At 67.8% G+C, this 17420-nt stretch carries 19 protein-coding genes; 5 read left to right on the top strand and 14 right to left on the bottom strand.

Annotated elements, in window-relative coordinates:
* The 3 genes from LR394_RS28345 to LR394_RS28335 are packed head-to-tail and all read right to left on the bottom strand — an operon-like array spanning position 1 to position 3408.
* On the bottom strand, positions 1-840 hold the full coding sequence (locus LR394_RS28345; protein WP_231447622.1) for an ABC transporter permease: 840 nt from the start codon (positions 838-840) through the stop codon (positions 1-3).
* A gap of 22 nt (positions 841-862) precedes the next feature.
* The gene (locus LR394_RS28340) at positions 863-1798 is read right to left on the bottom strand and encodes an ABC transporter permease (protein ID WP_231447621.1); all 936 of its coding nucleotides are present in this window, start codon (positions 1796-1798) and stop codon (positions 863-865) included.
* Complete coding sequence (locus tag LR394_RS28335; protein ID WP_231447620.1) at positions 1798-3408, bottom strand: ABC transporter substrate-binding protein; 1611 nt, start codon at positions 3406-3408, stop codon at positions 1798-1800. Before LR394_RS28335 ends, LR394_RS28340 begins: the two co-directional genes overlap by 1 nt.
* A 325-nt stretch (positions 3409-3733) precedes the next feature.
* Here LR394_RS28335 and LR394_RS28330 point away from each other — a divergent pair, with 325 nt between their 5' ends.
* Both LR394_RS28330 and LR394_RS28325 read left to right on the top strand, forming a co-directional pair.
* Complete coding sequence (locus LR394_RS28330) at positions 3734-4939, top strand: M20 metallopeptidase family protein (protein ID WP_231447619.1); 1206 nt, start codon at positions 3734-3736, stop codon at positions 4937-4939.
* Positions 4936-6009, top strand: a complete 1074-nt coding sequence (locus tag LR394_RS28325; RefSeq protein ID WP_231447618.1) for an Lrp/AsnC family transcriptional regulator — start codon at positions 4936-4938, stop codon at positions 6007-6009. The genes LR394_RS28330 and LR394_RS28325 overlap by 4 nt, the downstream gene beginning before the upstream one ends.
* Positions 6010-6264: 255 nt before the next feature.
* Here the strand turns inward: LR394_RS28325 and LR394_RS28320 are convergent, their stop codons facing one another.
* The 4 genes from LR394_RS28320 to LR394_RS28305 all read right to left on the bottom strand — a co-directional run bounded on the left by LR394_RS28320 (position 6265) and on the right by LR394_RS28305 (position 8941).
* Entirely contained in the window at positions 6265-6729 is a 465-nt protein-coding gene (locus LR394_RS28320; protein WP_231447617.1) for a hypothetical protein, read from the bottom strand.
* 200 nt (positions 6730-6929) lie between these two features.
* Positions 6930-7364 (bottom strand): hypothetical protein, encoded by a 435-nt coding sequence (locus LR394_RS28315; protein WP_231447616.1) that lies wholly within the window; start codon positions 7362-7364, stop codon positions 6930-6932.
* Positions 7365-7661: 297 nt separating this feature from the next.
* Positions 7662-8075, bottom strand: a complete 414-nt coding sequence (locus LR394_RS28310; protein ID WP_231447615.1) for a hypothetical protein — start codon at positions 8073-8075, stop codon at positions 7662-7664.
* 470 nt (positions 8076-8545) lie between these two features.
* A complete protein-coding gene (locus LR394_RS28305) occupies positions 8546-8941 on the bottom strand; it encodes a hypothetical protein (RefSeq protein ID WP_231447614.1) in 396 nt (131 codons plus the stop codon).
* A 269-nt stretch (positions 8942-9210) separates the two neighbouring features.
* Between LR394_RS28305 and LR394_RS28300 the strand changes: the two genes are divergently transcribed.
* Positions 9211-10200, top strand: coding sequence for a S66 peptidase family protein (locus tag LR394_RS28300; RefSeq protein WP_231447613.1), 990 nt, complete (start codon positions 9211-9213; stop codon positions 10198-10200).
* A 65-nt stretch (positions 10201-10265) separates the two neighbouring features.
* Positions 10266-10688, top strand: coding sequence for a hypothetical protein (locus tag LR394_RS28295; RefSeq protein WP_231447612.1), 423 nt, complete (start codon positions 10266-10268; stop codon positions 10686-10688).
* A 57-nt stretch (positions 10689-10745) separates the two neighbouring features.
* Here the strand turns inward: LR394_RS28295 and LR394_RS28290 are convergent, their stop codons facing one another.
* The gene (locus LR394_RS28290; RefSeq protein ID WP_231447611.1) at positions 10746-11585 is read right to left on the bottom strand and encodes a 3-hydroxybutyryl-CoA dehydrogenase; all 840 of its coding nucleotides are present in this window, start codon (positions 11583-11585) and stop codon (positions 10746-10748) included.
* Positions 11570-12505: a GNAT family N-acetyltransferase gene (locus LR394_RS28285; RefSeq protein WP_231447610.1), complete on the bottom strand. Its 936-nt coding sequence runs from the start codon at positions 12503-12505 to the stop codon at positions 11570-11572. The genes LR394_RS28290 and LR394_RS28285 overlap by 16 nt, the downstream gene beginning before the upstream one ends.
* 128 nt (positions 12506-12633) lie before the next feature.
* Here LR394_RS28285 and LR394_RS28280 point away from each other — a divergent pair, with 128 nt between their 5' ends.
* The gene (locus LR394_RS28280) at positions 12634-13425 is read left to right on the top strand and encodes a hypothetical protein (protein ID WP_231447609.1); all 792 of its coding nucleotides are present in this window, start codon (positions 12634-12636) and stop codon (positions 13423-13425) included.
* A gap of 7 nt (positions 13426-13432) precedes the next feature.
* Here LR394_RS28280 and LR394_RS28275 read toward each other — a convergent pair whose 3' ends face one another.
* Genes LR394_RS28275 through LR394_RS28255 form a run of 5 tightly spaced genes read right to left on the bottom strand, consistent with a single transcriptional unit; the run spans position 13433 to position 17417 of the window.
* Entirely contained in the window at positions 13433-14230 is a 798-nt protein-coding gene (locus LR394_RS28275) for an IclR family transcriptional regulator domain-containing protein (protein ID WP_231447608.1), read from the bottom strand.
* Positions 14230-14592 carry a hypothetical protein gene (locus tag LR394_RS28270; protein ID WP_231447607.1) on the bottom strand — a complete coding sequence of 121 codons (363 nt, stop codon included), beginning with the start codon at positions 14590-14592 and terminating at the stop codon, positions 14230-14232. The genes LR394_RS28275 and LR394_RS28270 overlap by 1 nt, the downstream gene beginning before the upstream one ends.
* Positions 14589-15452: a DODA-type extradiol aromatic ring-opening family dioxygenase gene (locus tag LR394_RS28265; RefSeq protein ID WP_231447606.1), complete on the bottom strand. Its 864-nt coding sequence runs from the start codon at positions 15450-15452 to the stop codon at positions 14589-14591. Before LR394_RS28265 ends, LR394_RS28270 begins: the two co-directional genes overlap by 4 nt.
* Positions 15445-16266 (bottom strand): citryl-CoA lyase, encoded by an 822-nt coding sequence (locus tag LR394_RS28260; protein ID WP_231447605.1) that lies wholly within the window; start codon positions 16264-16266, stop codon positions 15445-15447. The genes LR394_RS28265 and LR394_RS28260 overlap by 8 nt, the downstream gene beginning before the upstream one ends.
* On the bottom strand, positions 16263-17417 hold the full coding sequence (locus LR394_RS28255; RefSeq protein WP_231447604.1) for a CaiB/BaiF CoA transferase family protein: 1155 nt from the start codon (positions 17415-17417) through the stop codon (positions 16263-16265). Before LR394_RS28255 ends, LR394_RS28260 begins: the two co-directional genes overlap by 4 nt.
* Between the last annotated feature and the right edge of the window lie 3 nt (positions 17418-17420).

Below are 17420 nucleotides of genomic sequence, written 5' to 3'. Positions count from 1 at the left end.
TCACCCGTCGATCTGGTCGCGCAGCCGGTCGCCGAGCAGGCTCACCGCCACCACGGTCAGTGACAGGGCGATGCCCGGGAAGGTGGAGACCCACCAGGACTGCTGGATGTAGGGCTGGCCGGAGGCCAGGAGCTGGCCCCAGTCGGGCACCGCGAGCTTCGGCCCGAGCCCGAGAAAGCTCAGCGAGGCGGCGACCAGGATGGCCTCGCCGACCGCGATCGTGGCCAGCACCACCACCGGGGCGAAGGCGTTCGGCAGCACGTGCCGGGTGAGGATGCGCAGGTGGCTCAGGCCGACCGAGCGGGCGGCCTCGACGTAGAGGCGGTCCCGGGTGGCCAGGACCTGGCTGCGCATCAGGCGGGCGAACCCGGCCACGAACACGGTGGCCACCGAGATGATCAGCACGCCGACCGAGGCGCCGGCGGCGGCTGTGATCACCAGGGCCAGCAGCACGCCGGGCAACGAGAGCATCAGGTCCAGGCAGCGGCCGACCACCGCGTCGATCAGCCCGCCCGAGTAGCCGGCCAGCAGCCCGATCAGCCCGCCGACCAGCACGGCCAGCGCAGTGGCGGCAACGCCGATGGTCACGGCAGTGCGGGCGCCGTGGATCAGCAGGTCGTAGACGCCCCGGCCGTACTGATCGGTGCCCAGCAGCCCGCCCTCGCCCGGCGGTAGCAGCACCCTTTCCGGGTGCAGCACCTCAGGATCCACGCCGCTGATCAGCCCGGGCGTGAGCGCGGCGATGCCGACCACAGCCAGCCAGACGCCGGAGAGGGTGTTGAGCACGCTGAGCTTGCGCGGGCTCTGCTGAGCGAGTGGTTCGGTCAGGACCAGGGTCATGGCCGATCTCCTTTCCGAAGGTTCACCGGCCGGCCAGGCTGGAGCGGATTCTCGGGTCGACCGCGCCGTAGACCAGGTCGACGACGATGTTCACCAGCACCACCAGGGCGCCGATCACGATCACCACGCCCTGCAGGACCGGGTAGTCGTTGCGGGTGATCGCCTGAAGGATCAGGTTGCCCAGGCCCTGCCGGGCGAACACGGTCTCGACCACCACTGCGCCGGCCAGCAGACCACCGATCTGCAGACCGGCCACCGTGACCGCGGGCAGGACGGCGTTGCGCAGCACGTGCCGTAGCAGGATCGTGCGGTAGCTGAGGCCTTTGGCGTGCAGCGCGGTGACGAAGTTCTCGCCCAGCACCTCCAGCACGTTGGCCCGCACCAGCCGGGTCATCACCCCGATCGCCGGCACGGCCAGGGCCACGGCGGGCAGGATCAGCCGCTGGAACCCGTCGCTGCCGGTGGCGGGAAGCATCCGGAACTGGAACGAGACCACCAGGATCAGCATCAGGCCGATCCAGAACGTCGGCATCGCCGTGCCGAGCACGCTGAACACCCGGATCAGGCCGTCGGTGAACGAGTTCCGCACGGCCGCGGCCAGGACCCCGAGACCGATCCCGGCCACGGTCGAGAGCAGGGCCGCGGCGAAGGCCAGTTGCACGGTGGGCAGCAGCTGCCCGGAGATCATCGAGGTGACCGACTGGCCGGTGGCGTAGGAGGTGCCCAGGTCGCCCTGCAGCGCGTCACCGAGGAACGACAGGTACTGCACGGGCAGCGGCTGGTCCAGACCGAACTGGGCGCGCAGGCCGGCCACCAGCTCGGGTGTGGCCGGGCCGCCGGACAACAGCCCGGCCACCGGATCGCCGGGCACCAGCCGCAGGATCAGGAAGACCACCAGCGTCACCCCGAGCAGGGTCGGTATCCCGGCCAGGATCCGCCGGGCGATCAGGTATCCCATTACTGGGCGAGATACGTGTCGTGGAACTTCGGGTAGGCGGCCGGATCGAAGCCGATGTCCCGCACCGCGGTGGACGTGGCCACCCGGTAGACCAGCTGATACACCGGCACCGAGTACGCGCCGCTGATCGCCTCGGCCTGGATCTGGGCGTACAGCGCCTCCCGCTCGGCTCCGGCCGGCAGCGTCTGGGCCTGGTTCAGGTCCTCGTCGAAGGCCTTGGTGCGGGAGAAGTTGAAGATCGAGCCCGAGCTGTACAGCGTGCTCAGGATGTCCGGGTCGACCGCGACGAAACTGGTGGTGGCGATGTCGAAGGTGTTGGCCTCCATCATCGCGAAGGCCTGGGCGCTGGGCAGCAGCTCCAGGTCGACCCCGACCCCGACGTCCTTGAGGTTCTGCACCAGGAACTCGGCCAGTTCCTGACGGTTGTCATAGTTCGGCGACGGGCCCATGTACGTGAGTTCCAGCCGCTGGCCGTCCTTTTCCCGCACTCCATCGGCCCCGGGGATCCAGCCTGCGGCGGTGAGTTCGTCGGCGGCGGCCTGGGCGTTGTACGACAGGCCGCTACTGACTGATTCGTCGTAGCCGATCGTGCCCGGGGCCAGGGGTGCGGCCGCCCGCTGGTAGGCGCCGAAGTAGGTGGCCTTGACCGCGGAGTCCAGGTCCATCGCCTTGACCAGGGCCGAGCGCACCGCCGGATCGTCCAGGCCGGGCCGCTCGGTGTTGAAGAACAGCTGGTAGGTGGCGCCGGACTGGGTCTGCTCCAGATAGCTGAGTGAGCTGTCCTGCTTGACCGTCGAGACCTGCTGCGCGGGAACGTCATCGGCCGCCTGCACATCGCCGTTGCGCAGCGAGCCCAGCCGCACCGTGGCGTCGGCGATGATCTGGAAGGTGAGCTGCTCCAGGTAGGCCTCGCCCTGGTGCTCGGCCGACTCCGGAGCCCAGTTGTAGCCCGGGTTGCGCTCCAGCACGACATCACTGTTCGGGCGGTACGAAGCGAACCTGAACGGGCCGGAACCGACCGGATTCGAGCCGAAGTCGGCCAGGCCGGACGCCTCCGCGGCGGTCGGCGAAACCATGCCGAGGAACGGGGTGGAGAGGTTGGTCAGGAACGGCGTGTACGCGTTCTTCAGGGTGACCACTGCGGTGGCAGGGTCTTTCGCCGAGCAGGAGTCGTACGGGCCGATCAGGCTCACGGCATACAGCGACTTGGTCGCCGGGTCGGTGATCCGGTCGAAGTTGTAGCAGACCGCCTCGGCGTCGAACGCGGTGCCGTCCTGGAACGTCACGTCCTCGCGCAGGGTGAAGGTGTAGGTCAGGCCGTCGTCCGAGACCTCCCAGGCCGAGGCCAGCCAGGGCTGCACGGTTCCCTCCGCGTCCAGGTCGACCAGCGAGTCGTAGACCTGGCGCAGCACCCGGGCGTCCACCACCGAGGCGGTGACGTTCGGGTCGAAGCTGCCGAAGGCGGTGCTGACCGCGTAGGTCAGGCTGCCGCCCGGGGCCGGCGTGGCCTCCGCGGCGGAACCCGAGGACTGTGCCGAGCAGCCGCTCAGCACGGCCAGCGCAGCGGCTGCGGGAAAGGCGATGATTCCCAGGCGCCTTCGTATCGGCATGGCTATCTCCTCAGGCTTGGACGCATCGTGGTGGCTCCTGCCGGCTACCGGAGCTGAACAGCGGCATCAGGATGAGCAAGCCCGGCCGAGGCGCGCAGTTTCTGGGCCGAACGTGCACGACTGTGCTCGCTGAGGGCTTGCTCGCGCCGGAAAGCTCCGCTTTGTCCTTCCCGGGACGGGCTGACCCGGCCAGCCAGGCCGCAGCGGGCCCCTCGGCACAGGATTCGTGCACGCCTTCGCGGTTCTGCGACGCATCCGTGCACGATCCACGCGCGACTGTTACGGCTTTCCCGCCGCTCCCTATCCTCACGGCGGAGGTGTAGCCATGACGTTCACAACCGCCGGATCCGCGCTGCACGACGACCTGGTCGCGTTGCGCCGACGCCTGCACACCAGCCCGGAGACCGGGCTGGACCTGCCGCAGACCCAGCAGATCCTGCTGGCCGAACTGTCCCAGCTCGGCCTGGAGCTGAGCCTTGGGCAGTCGCTGACCTCCATCACCGCCGTGCTGCGCGGTGGCCGGCCCGGACCGGTGGTGCTGCTGCGCGCCGACATGGACGCCCTTCCCGTGGTCGAGGCGAGCGGCCTGCCGTACGCGGCCGACAACGGGGCGATGCATGCCTGCGGGCACGATCTGCACATGGCCGGGCTGGTGGGTGCTGCCCGTCTGCTCGCGGCCCGGCGTGAGGAACTGCCCGGCAGCGTGATTTTCATGTTCCAGCCGGGCGAGGAAGGCTTCGGTGGCGCGCGGCTGATGCTTCAGGAGGGTGTGCTGGAAGCCGCTGGGCAGCGCCCCGTCGCCGCCTACGCCCTGCACGTCGACTGCGTTCTGGAGCGAGGTGTGTTCGCCACTCGCGAGCAGTCGATCATGGCCAGCGCGAACGGGATGCGGCTGGTGGTCCGGGGCAGCGGTGGCCATGCGGCCTTCCCGCACCTGGGGGTTGACCCGGTGCCAGTGGCCTCGCAGATCGTTCTGGCGATCCAGTCCTTCGTCGCCCGCCGGGTACCCGCCACCGATCCGGCCGTGATCTCGGTGACCCAGATCGTCACCGATTCCTCGGCTCCCAACGTGCTGTCCTCGTCCGTCGAACTGGTCGCCAACATCCGCACCCTGTCCCGCTCCACGCTGGCTCTGGTCCGCAGCGAGCTGGCCCAGCTGGCCCAGGGCATCGCCACCGCGCACGGCTGCGAGTTCGAGAGCGAGTTCATCGAGTCCTACCCGGTCACCCACAACGACCCGGCCGAGACCACTCACCTGACCTCGGTTCTCGAGGACCTGCACGGCCCCGAGCGGCTGCTGCGCCTGCCTGCCCCGTCGATGGCCTCGGAGGACTTCGCCTACGTGCTCGACGAAGTACCCGGCACGCTGGTCTTCCTCGGCGCCCGCCCGCCGCACGTCGCCCAGGAGGGCGCGCCGACCATGCACTCCGCACACGCCCAGTTCGACGACTCGGTGCTCGAACGGCAGGCCGTGGCGCTGGCCGAGATCGCCTGGCGGCGGTTGCAGGTACGCGATCCTGCTCTCCTTTGAGCGCTGTCTGGCCCGAGGAGCGTCATCATGTGGTCGTGCTCGACGACCTCGACTTCCAGCTCCTGAACGCGCTGCAATTCGCCCCTCGGGCCTCCTGGACCGCCCTGGCCCCGGTGCTGCGCACCGACGCCTCGACGCTCTCGCGCCGCTGGCTCCGGCTCACCGAGGCCGGGCTGGCCTGGACCACCTGCTACGTGCTGCCCGAGCGAATCCAGGTGTACTCCGCCGACGGCCGGCCGCTGCGCTCCAGTTTCGCGGTCATCGAGATCCGGTGCGAGGCCGGCCGCAGGGAAGCGGTGATCGCCGCCATCGCACAGAAGTCCGCGGTCCTGAACATCGAGTGCACCTCCGGCCCTCGCGAACTCACCATCAACGTGTCCGCGCCCTCGCCCAGCGCGCTGGACGCCTACGTGGCCGACCACATCTCCGCCCTGCCCGGCATCGTCTCGACCAGCACCCGGTTCGTACGCACCATCTACCAGGAAGGTTCCGAGTTCGACCTGCGCGCGCTGACCTCCGCCCAGCGCGGCAGCCTCAACGGCCTGCTACCCCACGACCTGCCCGACCGCGACCCGGCCGAACCCTCAAAACTCACCCAGCAGGTACTTCAGGCGCTGCAACCGGATGTCCGGCGCTCGGCGGTCGAGGTCGCCGCCGCAATCGGGATCTCGGTACCGATGGCCCGGCGCACCATCGCCCAGCTGACCCGCTCCAACTGGGTCCGGATGCGCGCCGACTTCGCCCACGACCTGGTGGGCTGGAACGCCTCGGTACAGATGTGGATGTCGGTGCCGCAGGACTCCCTGGCCACGGTCGCGGCCGCGCTCTCCCGGCATCCGGCCGTGCGGTTGTGTGCCTCCACCGTGGCCCCGGACAACCTGGTGGCCACGCTCTGGATGCGCGAACTCGGCGACCTGGACGGCATCGAACTGTCTCTGCGACGGCGATTTCCGGACGCCCGAGTCACCGACCGGTGGATGGTCACCCGGGTGGCGAAACGGATGGGTGCGCTGTTCGACGAAGCTGGGCGGCGTTATGGCTATGTGCCGGTTCCCTTGCCTGGCCTTTGAAGGCCTGCACCGCGGCCGAACCGTGCCACCCGGCAAGCTGCCCGGATGCCTCGCACTGCATTTCGCCAGATGTGGCTCGTCGTCGGCGTCGGACTCACAGTTCAGCTGGCCATCGCCGCGCTCACCTGGTCACGGATCCCCGACGAGGCCCGGGCGCAGCGCTGCAGGCCACAGCCGAATACACGCACCGGTGGTCGAACTCTGGGTCGCTCACCCAGGTAACGGGCGGGCGATCCAGAGCCCGAACCAGGTCGATCAGCTCGTCTGAGGACCGGAAAGGACCGCCACCGCCATGGGGAGGTATTCCCCCTCTGCTTCTTTCACCGTAAACCCGGCTGAGGCCATGATCGCGATCATCGCATCACACATCGCCTGGGCTATGGCGCCGTTGTGAGTAACCATGGGGTCCTCGGGTCGCCCCTCACCAACCGCGTAGGCCGCGACCAACGAGACCTCGTCACTCGCGTGCCACGATGCAAAAACGCCTCCGAAGAAATCCCGAGGTCGATCCACATCAAATTCCATTGTGATGTCAGCACCGATAATTGAGCCGTAATCGCGCCTGATGGTTGCCGAAAGACCTGCCGCTGTGAGACACGCACGAACCCGTTCGGATAGTTCGCGAATCTCCTGTTCCCGCGCCAGCGAAACCTTCTCATGCTCGTCGTAGACAACATAATTGCCATGTTCGTCGTAGAAAGACGACTCGCCCGTGGACATTCCTATCCCAACTTGAGTTCCGAAACAACCTTCTGCCCCGGCCCGAGGACAGGCAGGAGGGGCCTGACGCGTAGCGCAGTCACCCGGGAAGTGGAAGGGCTTTCCCGCGGTGGGGCAGCTTCCCCTCGGCCCAACCGACTGCTGCTATGGCACATTCCAAGTACCGGGCGGCCCTGTACCGCCTCGGCGAAACCCGCCGGTCAGCTTGCATCAGGTCCGGAAAGGACCTTCACTGTCACCGGGTGGTACTCGCCCTCCGCCTCCTTCACGGCGAACCCGGCTGAGGCCAGGATCGCGAGCATCGCATCGCACATCGCCCGACCAATGGCACCGCTGTACTTCACCATCGGATCGGCAGGACGAAATGCTTCGACAGCCAGTGCTGCCGCCAGGTCGATCTCGTCAGTCGCCGACCAGGAGACGTAAACCCCACCGAGTTCGCCAGTCCTCGGGATAATGTCGAAATGCAACATAATGTCAGCGCCGACGAACGAACTGTAGTCGTTTCTCACGGTGGCGGGCAGCCCTGCCGCGGCAAGACATCGGCGAACCTTCTCGCCTAGTTCGCGAATTTCTCTCTCCCTAGTGGGCGAAACGTACTCGCCATCACCAGTTCCTCCCTCGAACGTGTCCAAAGCCTTCCCAATCTGAGCCCAATCCTGCGATCGCAGGCAATCCTATATCGACCGGAAATCTCGAATGGGCGCAAAATAGCGACACGGCAACCGGTCCCCGCTCGACTCTCTTGACCTTCAATACGGCCACGTTCCTGCCTGCACTGATTCCTGGGTGTTCCGGCATTGCTCGAGAGCTTTCTTGCCCATGTCGGTGCAGTCGTACCGGACCAGACCGAGGCACTTGTCATTCGCGTTGTGCACCAGGACGGGTGGTTGGTGGTGCCGTCGGATCGGTGCAATCAAGAGCCGACCAATCTACAGCCCACTGGTGATGGGCGGTTCGGCGCCTTTCTGAATGTAGAGCAACTGAAAATAGTCCGAGTCATCGGGCGCCTGTGCCACCAAGAACCCAGCTGCGGTGAGAATGGATATCATCGCGGCCCGCATCACGTCACCCACAGCGTCGTAATACTGGCTCTCAGGAGTTGCAGACGAACCTTCTTCATCGTCGGCCATCGCCAACGAGACGAGTTCCGCCGAATGCCTCCACTCAGCGAAGACAACGCCGGATTCCTCACCCATCAGGCTGACTTCGACGTCGGACCAGATCCTGACACCATCGAAGCGCCGATCCTCCGAGATCAGAAAAACAGGCAGGCCTGCCAGTTCCAGCGACCGCCGCACAGCAGTGATCAACTCGTCCAACTCCTTCTGGAGATCTGCTCTCATGTGACGGCTTCTTTCTTGATGGGTTATGGCGTGGCTGCGTCCGGCGAAAGGTGCTGGCATCCGAGCTCTTCGCCCCGCTCAGGTCCAGTCGTTTCAGGTCAGAAGTGTCAAGGTCGACTGCCCGCTGAGAGATCGTGGCGGATGAGCGGGACCCGGCCAGCACCTCGCGCATCGCGGCCGCGACGATCCCGGCCGGCCGAGGACGCCGAGCAAGGCGTCCCCGCGGGTCAGGTACTCGTTCCAGCACGTCGCTCAGCGAGTTCGGCGTGGTTTGCGCGGGCGTGTGTGCTGGACGAAGGCGACATCGACGGGCGTGATCCTCGGCTGGCTGGTCAGGCATGAGCACCGCCATCCAAACCGCAGCGACCACATCCGTCACCACGCCACGCCGTCCAGATCATCCTGAATCGGGATATCACGGCCGGTTCATCAGGCTTCGCCCCAACCCCGGCAAGCAATCGCGCTGCAGTTCAGGCCGAAAGCACTTCGATCGATCCGTCGTAGTCGTCATCCTCCGGAGGAAGCGCCGTCCCGAACCCCGACGCCGCGAGGATGACCTGGAGTGCCTGGTACATGACCTGGTGCACTTCCTCCCCGAACTGGCAGGCAGGATCGTCCAGGCGACGCTCACGTAGAGCAGCGCGTACCGCGAGACCCTGCTCCTGCGAGGCATACCAGGTCACATAGACCGAGCCGTACCGGCCGTCGTCCCGGATCGTCCGGTGATCAATGTTGACGATCGCCCCCTCTAGGGAGGAAGGCTCCCTGAAAATACGAACGGGCAAGCCGGCCCTCGCCAAGCTCAGTCGAACTGCTTCGGCCAAGACTTCCAGTTCGCCTCTGCGTTCCTCGGAGACGTCGTCCACAGTAACTATCCACTCAATCGATCCGTAGTTTCCTTCTTTATATCTGGGGTGAAATCGTCGTCATGAAAGGAATCGGTGACCTCGGCGTTCCGGAAGTGCTTCATCAGCAGCGGACTGCGCTTCTTGGCGTAGACGCGGCAACGGGCGGCTCTGCTCCCCAACGATCCCGAGGCCGTCCGCCTTCAGCAACTCCTCGCCTGGACCGAGATGCGTCACCGCCCCGTGTGAAATCAGTAGCGGTAGAGAGCATCAGAGGCCAGGCTGACCCGATGCCACCGCTGCTGCTGCGTCCTCACGCCCTGAACCCCGGTGATCTGATCGTCATTGCGGCGTTGTCCGGGCCGTTGCACGCCCAGTACGAGCCGGACCTTCAGCAGGCCGAAGCGGTGCTGCAGCGGATGGGGTTCCGGGTGCGGCGGTCCGGGCTTTTGCAGGTGGGGCAACGTCATCGGTGGAGTGCGGCGCGGCCGGAGCAGATCGCCGACGAGTTCAACGGGTTGCTGCGCGATCCTGAGGTGCGGGCGATCATGGCGCATGACGGCGGGCAGACGGCGCTGGGCTATCTGGATCTGATCGACGTCGAGGCGATCCGGCGCGATCCCAAGCCGATCCTGGGCTACAGCGACATTTCCCTGCTGCACCTGGTTCTCTATCAGCGGACGGGTCTGGTCGGGTTTCATGCGGACCTCGCCACGCCCGGGTTGGGTGGGGCCTGGCAGCGGGTGACCGCGCAGCGGCGGGCTGAACTGGAGCAGCTGTACGTGGATCTGCTGACCGGCTCGTCACCAAAGTTGCCGGCCGGCGAGGGGTGGGAGTGCTGGCGGGAGGGGCAGGCCGAGGGGCGGTTGATCGGTGGGGTGATCAACCGGATCGTGCTGAACCAGGCCATGCCTTCGGCGCTGCCGCTGGAGTGGTTCGACGGCGCGCTGTTGTTCTGGGAAGAGATGGGCGGGCACGCGTCGTACGTGTGGAGCTATCTGCAGGTGCTGCGGCACGCCGGGATCCTGGACCGGATCGCGGGCATGGTGGTCGGGGTTCCGCGGGACATCGCCGGGCTGGAAGGGCAGGAGGAGGGGCCGTCGCTGCGGGAGATCGTGCTGGATGTGCTGGGTGAGCGTGACATCCCGGTGCTCGGCAACGTGGAGTTCGGGCACGCCGGGCCCAATCTGCCGATGCCGGTGGGGATCCGGGCCAGTCTCGACAGCCGTCGCCGGACGCTGACCCTGCTGGAGGCGGCCAGTCAACCTCAGCGGGCATAGGTACCGCTCGGGCGTGGCCAGGTCGAGGCTCTAGGTACCGAAACGCTCTGAAGAGGAGATTTTCCATGAGTACCTGGCGTATCAGCCGCGTGATCTTCGCTGTTCTGGCGGCGGCATCCATCGCCCTGTCCGGAGGGGTCGCCGCCAACGCGGCCGTGGCGGGCGACAGCGCGCAGGCCAAGCAGACTCGGGCGCAGGCCGCTACCCCGGTGTGGGCCATGTACAACGCCGGCAGCGTGGGCCTGGGCATCGTCACCTCGGGCTGGCCCTCGTCCTCGAACTACAACGGCATCCTGCCCGGCGGGTACACGGCCAGCGGCGTCTACGGCGTGTACATCGGTTCGGGCTACTGCGCCCAGCGCTGGACCAGCACCAGCTCGTCGGTGAACGGCCCCTGGACGCGGGCCGGCTCGGACTTCAAGCCCGGCAAGCACCAGCTGTCCGGCAACTACTACGTGAAGATCGTGCCGTACCGCGGCTCCTGCTGACCTGAGCAAGGCCGGGTTCCCGCCTTCAGCGCGGGAACCCGGCCTTCGCCAGGTCGGTCAGTACGTGTAGAACCCGCGTCCGCTCTTGCGGCCCAGCAGACCGGTCTCGACCATCCGCAGCAGCAGGGGCGGCGGGGCGAACAGCGGTTCCTTGAACTCCTCGTACAGCGAGCGCGCCACCGCGGCGGTGGTGTCCAGCCCGATCAGGTCGGCCAGGCGCAGCGGGCCCATCGGGTGCGCGGCGCCCCGAACCAGGCCTTCGTCGATGTCCTCGGCGGTGGCAAAGCCCGCTTCCACCATGCGGATTGCCGAGAGGACGAACGGGATGAGCAGGGCGTTGACCACGAACCCGGCGCGGTCGGGGCTGCGGATGGCGTGTTTGCCGAGCACGTCCTGGGCGAAGTCGGTGGCCCGCCGGGTGGTCTCGTCCGCGGTGAGCAGGCCGGGCACGATCTCGACCAGGGACAGGACCGGGACCGGGTTGAAGAAGTGCACGCCGATCACGTTTTCCGGTCGGCCGGTCACGGCAGCCAGGCGGCTGATCGGAATGGAGGACGTGTTGGTCGCCAGGATCGCGTCGCTCGCCTTGACGATCTGGTCGAGCTGGGCGAACAGAGCGGCCTTGAGGCTCTCGTCCTCGGCGATGGCCTCGATCACGATCTCCCGGTCACCGAGAGCCTGCAGATCCTCGCCCACGCTGATCCGCTCGAGGACCTCGGCAGCCGAGTCGATCTTTCCCTTGGCCTGGGCTTTTTCGAGTGAGGCGGTCAGCCGGGCCCGGCCGGCCGCCGCGCGGTCGGCATCGGACTCGACCACCACCACGTCCTGCCCGGCCCGGGCGCAGACCTCCGCGATCCCTGCGCCCATCAGTCCGCAACCGACTACACCGACTCGCATGCCGTGCCTCCTGTCGATCCGCTCACCAGCACCTGGCGATGCTGCACACCCAGGCAGCGCGCTCCCTGCTCGGCGCTGATCTGATCTGAGACGCCGTCGATCTCGGTCTGCCGCAACTCGTACTGCGCACCGTTGCGCCGGGCCCAGGCCACGACCGCGCGGCGCAGTTCCCGGCCGAAGCCCTGCCCCCGCTGGTCGGGAAGAACACCGAGGTACTGCGGCAGCAGGCGGGCGCGGCCGGCCGAGTCGGGGCGGATCTCCAGCGGCCCGCTCGCGCCGACCACGCGTCCTTCGTGGATCCGGACCAGGATCGGCCCGAGGTCGCGCTCGCGCATCTGTTCCCGCAGGAAGCCCCAGCCGTGCTCGCGCATCTGCTCGGCGAAGTCGATGAAAGACAGGACCAGCGGCCCGAAACACTCGCTCAGGACGTACACGCCCGGTACCGGCGCGGGTTCGGCGGGCAGCGGGGCGGTGAAGTCGTGCAGCCAGAACCGGGTGCCGCGACCAGGTCTTTCCCTCACCGCGGGATGCAGGCGCACCACGTGCGTGCTCTGCGCCGCGTACCTCGCCCCGAGGGTCTGGGCCAGTTCGGAGATGCTCTCCTCAGCGGGTTCGCCGTAGCAGTACAGGGTCAGGCGCCGACGATCGGTCACGGTCGGGATCACCACCCCGGCGGCCGCGTCCTCGGCCGTCAAGACCCCCGGCACGATGCGTTCGCGCTTGCTGGTGAACCACCGTGCGTCCTTGTCGTACGGCAGCACAGCACCGCTCTCGGCCGCCGAGAACACGTCCCTGAGCAGGCAGGACACGTTCTCACCGGGATGGAACGCGCCCAGCGTGGGAAGGTGCGGCACACCGGTCGGGGCGGTGAACCAGCTGGGGCAGATCCGGTCGGCGGCCGCTGCACTGTCGTTGCTCATCGGGGTCAGCATCTCATCCGCGGCCGGGCGAAAGCCGCACCTCGCGCAGTGTCTCTCGGGCACCATGGACGAAAGGGGCAGCGACCGGGACGAGGGGTCACCGGAGCGGGCAGACGGGGGAATGCCGGATGCAGATCATTGAGTCGACCGATTTCGGGGTTCGTTCGGCCGTGTACCGGGTGCGGCGGCGCTTTGCCCCACTGCAGTTCGACCTGTACCCGATGCTGCACGTCGGGCGGCCGGAATATTACGCCGAAGTGCAGCGGAGGCTGCGTGAAGTGGACGTGGTGATCGCCGAGGGCATCCACGACGGCACCCAGGGCGATGCTTCGGACGAACCGGAAGCACCCGGCCTGCGCGATCTCCTGACCGACGCGGACGCGCGTGGTCAGGTGCTGGTGTCGATGCTGACGGCCGGTTACCAGGCCATCCCCGCCGATCAGCAGCACGGCCTGGTGGTGCAGCCCGACGACCTGGACGGCGGGCGGGCCGAGGTGATCCGCCCGGACGTCTCGGCCGGGCAGATCGGCGAGCGTTTCCAGACCATCTCGCCGGTGCGCCGGGTGGCCGCGCTGGCCGCGATCGGGTCGGTCGCGGTGGCCCAGCGCCTGATCGGCCCGCGAATGACCAGGTACCAGCTCAGGCACGCCACCCTGGACGACCAGCCGAGCGTGGCCGAGATCCTCGCCCCGGACTATCTGGAGCATCTGACCCGGGTGCTGATCGACGAGCGGGACGAACCCCTGCTGGAGGTCATCGACGAGCTGATCGAGACCCGCGGCAAGGAGGACATCACGGTGGCGATCACCTACGGCGCCCGGCACATGCGGGCGGTGATCAACCACCTCTACGCGCAGAAGTTCCGGGTGGTCGACTCGGAATGGCTCACCGTGACGTCCTGGACCGAAGACGAACAGTGACGAGCAGTCAGGCCGAGCGGGCTGGGCGGGCCTGCCACAGCGCCCAGTCCGAGGAGATCTTGCTGGCCGCGCTCATCAGCCACGGCAGGTAGGTCTCGGTCAGCGTCTCGATGCTGGTCTCGGCGGCGTGCGTGCTCACGTTCATCGCCGCGCACACCCGGCCCTGCCCGTCGCGTAACGGCACTGCGGCCGAGCGGATCCCGGGTGCCAGTTCCTCGTCAGCCAGCGCCCAGCCCCTGGCCCGCACCACGCTCAGCTCCTCCCCCAGCTGAGCCCGGTCAACCGGTTTGACCGCGATCCCGGAGCGTGACGGCAACGCCAGCACCGCCTCCAGTTCCGCCTCGGGAAGATGCGCCAGCAGCACCTTGCCCTGCGAGGTGGGCACCGCCGGGAACCGGGTGCCGATGTCCACCCGCAGCGTGATGATCTTCGGCACCGAAACCCTGGCCACATAGACGATGTCGCAGCCGTCCAGCTGACTGATCGAGGACGACTCGTGAGTCCTGGCCACCAGCGTCTGCAGATGTGGGCGGGCCATCTCCCAGAGCCCGAGCGAACCGGCGTAGGCCGCGCCCAGCCGCAGCACCTTCGGGGTCAGGGCGAAACTGCCGCCCGTGGTCAGCCGGACGAACCCCAGTTCCTCCAGCGTGACCAGAAGCCGGCGGGCGGTGGGCCGGGCCAGATCGGTGGCTGCGGCCACCTCGGCCAGGCTCAGTTCCCGCCGCGTGGCGTCGAAGCACTCCAGCACGTCCAGGCCCCGCGCCAGGGCCTCCACGAAGTCGGGGTTCTGCCCTCGTCCGGCCATCAGGTCGCGATGTCCGGGTAGGGCAGCCCTCGATCGGCGAGCCGGGCCGCGTACTCCATCTGAAAGCCCAGCGGCACCTCATAGTCCCGCTCGAACAGGGCGATGAACAGGGTCAAGGTCAGGAAGGGGTGTGCCCCCAGATCGAACAGTGCGGGATAGTCGTGGGTGGCCAGAGCCTCACGCTCGGCCGCCGTGAATGCCTGCCAGGTCGACTTCTCGGCGTCCACGCAGTTCAGCAGCCGGTTCGCCTCGCCGGTCTCCCACCACAGGACCGTCTCGCGCGGCTCGGCCCGGTACCGTTCCACGAGCGCAGGGTCGCGATCGACGGTGAACAGGAACTTGTTCAGCAGGTACTTGCTCATCGCGGGCCGCCCTTCGGGTACCAGGTGAAGTAGGCCTCCATGGTGTGGAACAGGTCCAGGGTGTCCACGTAGTCGGCCCGCTGCCCCTCCCCGGCCAAACCCATCATGAGCATGAAGTCCATGAACCCGTGCGTGGCGTTACCCGGCCGGTGCAGGCTCTCCAGCGACACCTCGGCCAGGCACCCTTCCAGGTCGCCCTCGGCGATCCACTGCACCGCCCGGCGGTCGAACTCCGGGTCCGGGCCGTGCGGGCCGAACTGGCGTGGCCCACCCAGTTCCAGCGACAGGTGCCCGGTCCCGATCACCGCCACCCGCTGGTCCGAGGGCCAGCTCTCGATCAGCTGGCGCAGGGTCCGGCCCAACTGCACGAAGCGTTTCGGCTGGGGCAGCGGCGGGGCGAAGATGTTGGTGTAGATCGGCACGATCGGCAGATCTGCCTGCGGCCGCAGGGTGATGATCGGGCAGGTGATCGAGTGGTCGATCCGCAGCTCGTTGGAGAAGGCCAGGTCGAAACCGGCGTCCAGGCCCTCACGCAGCACGTACGCGGACAGGTCCTCCTGGCCCTTCAGCAGCATCCGCGGAAGCCCGAACTCGCGTTCCTCGTTGTACCAGTTGGCGTCGTACGAGGGTGCCTTGCCCACCAGGAACTGCGGCATGTTGTCCAGCCAGAACTGGTGGAAGTGGTCCGAGCCGACCATCACCAGCACGTCGGGCCGGGCCTTGGTGAGGGTCTCGCGGAAGGCCAGGATCTTGCGCACCCACTCGTCGGCGAACGGCGGACGCTCCTGGCCGGTGGCGGTGCTGGCCCGGTAGTAGAACGGGTGATGCGTCGAGGCAATGACCGCGACGAGTTCAGCCATGCGGATCTCCACTGATCGAAGGGGACGAGTAGGGGTCGGGCGGAACGGGACGGTTGTTCAGGTCCACGGACAGGAACACGTCGTTGGCCACCGGATGCCGCAGTTCCTCGGCCAGCTGACCGATCAACCCGGCGGTACGGGCCAGCAGGGCGAACCCGCGCAAGAGTTCCAGGGGCAGGCCGAGGTCGGCCAGGGCAGCTCCGCAGACCCCAGCACCGTTGAGCGGCAGCTGTTTTCCCAGAACCTGGGCATGCGTTCGGCCGATCGCGGCGAACAACTGCAGGTGCGGGCCGAACAGGTCTTCCTCCTGGGCGATCTGGAAGAGCCGCGCGGTGCGGGGGTCGCCGTTCTTGTGAACGTGGTGCCCGAGACCGGGCACGAAACGGCCTTCAGAGCGCCAATGACGGACGGTTGCCAGAGCGAGCGCGTCCCAGCCGGCTGGGTCGGTGGGCAGGTCGCTGTCGAGGCCGGCGAGCACGTCGTGCAAGAACCGCCCGCAGTCTTCGGTCACGCCCAGGAACCGGGAACCACCGCCGAGCAGGCCAGCCGCCAGCGCGCCCTGCACCGAGTCCGGCGCCGAGAGGTAGGTCAGCCGGGTGACGATCGCGGTCGGGGTGAAACCGTGATCGGCCAGGGCGGCCAGCACCGCCTCGAACACCCGGGTCTGCCCCGCGCTGGGACGCCGCTGGGTGGCCAGCCAGAACGCCAGCTCGCCGAACCCGACCTGCCCCATCACGTCCTCGGCCAGGTCCTGACCGAGCAGGGTGATCTTCTCCGGCGAGGAGGCACCCAACGCCGTCTCGTACGTGCTCATGAATCGCTCTCCTGCAGCCACTGACGCAACTCGGCGCCGTGCTCGTCCAAGTGTGGGGGTGGCAGTTCGTACACCGCGGGCGTCTGCGAGAACCGGATCGGATGACGGGTGGTCGGCACCGCCCGCTCCCCCTCGCCCACGATGACCACTGGCTCCAGGCCGAACCTTTCGGCCATCGCGAACCCACCGTCGATCGTCTGGATCGGGCCGCTGGGAACCCCGGCCGCCGTCATCAGATCGAACCACTCCACCGCGCCCCGCAACCGCAACCGCTCGAGGAGCAACGGCCGCAGCTCCTCCCGGCGCACGGTCCGATCAGCGTTGCGGGCGAAACGCTCATCATCAGCGACGTCCGGAATTCCCAGCACCTCGCACAGCTTGCGGAACTGCGCGTCGTTGCCCGCGGCCACGATCAGGTCGTCGTCGGCCGTGGGCATCGGCTCGTACGGGAACACGCTGGGGTGCGCGTTTCCCATCCGGTACGGCACGGTGCCGCCGGCCACCCAGGCCGAGCTGTGATTGACCAGGCCGGTCAGCGCCGACGAGAGCAGGTTGACCTCGATGTGCTGCCCGGCACCGCTGCGCGCCCGGTGGTGCAGCGCGGCCAGGATGCCAATCAGCGCATGATTGCCGGCCATCACGTCGAACACCGAGATGCCGGCCCGGTAGGGCGAGCCGTCCGGATCCCCGGTCAGGCTCATCAGCCCGGAGATCGCCTGAACCATCAGGTCGTAGCCCGGCACGTCCTTGCCCGCACCGGACCCGAAACCGCTGATGGACGCATAGATCACGCCCGGGTTTCCGGTGCTGACGGTGGGGTGGTCGAGCCCGAACCTGGCCATCCCGCCGGGCTTGAGGTTCTCGATCAGCACATCGGCCCGCCGGGCCAGTTCCTGGGCGATCCGCAGGTCCTCAGGATCGCGCAGGTCCAGCGCGATCGAGCGTTTACCCCGGTTGATCCCCAGGTAGTAGGTGGATTCCTCGTCGCGGACCGGCGGTTTCCAGGTGCGGGTGTCGTCGCCGGAGCGGCCCTCCACCTTGATCACCTCGGCGCCCAGATCGGCCAGCAGCATGCTCGCGTACGGCCCGGCCAGGATCCGGGAGAAGTCTGCCACCAGCAGCCCGGCCAGTGGACCGGTGTTCGTGCTCATGCA

Origin of the sequence: Kineosporia babensis (genome assembly GCF_021129305.1) — a bacterium.
Taxonomy (GTDB): Bacteria; Actinomycetota; Actinomycetes; order Actinomycetales; family Kineosporiaceae; genus Kineosporia; species Kineosporia babensis.
The sequence above is the reverse complement of the archived record's forward strand: the minus strand, read 5'-3'. Positions and strand labels throughout refer to the sequence as shown.

What these genes read in the sequence shown, in the direction of transcription:
- LR394_RS28255 (WP_231447604.1), bottom strand. Translation starts at nt 17,417, where the DNA reads ATGAGCACGAACACCGGTCCACTGGCCGGGCTGCTGGTGGCAGACTTC.
- LR394_RS28340 (WP_231447621.1), bottom strand. Translation starts at nt 1,798, where the DNA reads ATGGGATACCTGATCGCCCGGCGGATCCTGGCCGGGATACCGACCCTG.
- LR394_RS28280 (WP_231447609.1), top strand. Translation starts at nt 12,634, where the DNA reads ATGCAGATCATTGAGTCGACCGATTTCGGGGTTCGTTCGGCCGTGTAC.
- LR394_RS28290 (WP_231447611.1), bottom strand. Translation starts at nt 11,585, where the DNA reads ATGCGAGTCGGTGTAGTCGGTTGCGGACTGATGGGCGCAGGGATCGCG.
- LR394_RS28275 (WP_231447608.1), bottom strand. Translation starts at nt 14,230, where the DNA reads ATGGCCGGACGAGGGCAGAACCCCGACTTCGTGGAGGCCCTGGCGCGG.
- LR394_RS28330 (WP_231447619.1), top strand. Translation starts at nt 3,734, where the DNA reads ATGACGTTCACAACCGCCGGATCCGCGCTGCACGACGACCTGGTCGCG.
- LR394_RS28300 (WP_231447613.1), top strand. Translation starts at nt 9,211, where the DNA reads ATGCCACCGCTGCTGCTGCGTCCTCACGCCCTGAACCCCGGTGATCTG.
- LR394_RS28265 (WP_231447606.1), bottom strand. Translation starts at nt 15,452, where the DNA reads ATGGCTGAACTCGTCGCGGTCATTGCCTCGACGCATCACCCGTTCTAC.
- LR394_RS28345 (WP_231447622.1), bottom strand. Translation starts at nt 840, where the DNA reads ATGACCCTGGTCCTGACCGAACCACTCGCTCAGCAGAGCCCGCGCAAG.
- LR394_RS28295 (WP_231447612.1), top strand. Translation starts at nt 10,266, where the DNA reads ATGAGTACCTGGCGTATCAGCCGCGTGATCTTCGCTGTTCTGGCGGCG.
- LR394_RS28285 (WP_231447610.1), bottom strand. Translation starts at nt 12,505, where the DNA reads ATGAGCAACGACAGTGCAGCGGCCGCCGACCGGATCTGCCCCAGCTGG.
- LR394_RS28320 (WP_231447617.1), bottom strand. Translation starts at nt 6,729, where the DNA reads ATGTCCACGGGCGAGTCGTCTTTCTACGACGAACATGGCAATTATGTT.
- LR394_RS28335 (WP_231447620.1), bottom strand. Translation starts at nt 3,408, where the DNA reads ATGCCGATACGAAGGCGCCTGGGAATCATCGCCTTTCCCGCAGCCGCT.
- LR394_RS28310 (WP_231447615.1), bottom strand. Translation starts at nt 8,075, where the DNA reads ATGAGAGCAGATCTCCAGAAGGAGTTGGACGAGTTGATCACTGCTGTG.
- LR394_RS28260 (WP_231447605.1), bottom strand. Translation starts at nt 16,266, where the DNA reads ATGAGCACGTACGAGACGGCGTTGGGTGCCTCCTCGCCGGAGAAGATC.
- LR394_RS28270 (WP_231447607.1), bottom strand. Translation starts at nt 14,592, where the DNA reads ATGAGCAAGTACCTGCTGAACAAGTTCCTGTTCACCGTCGATCGCGAC.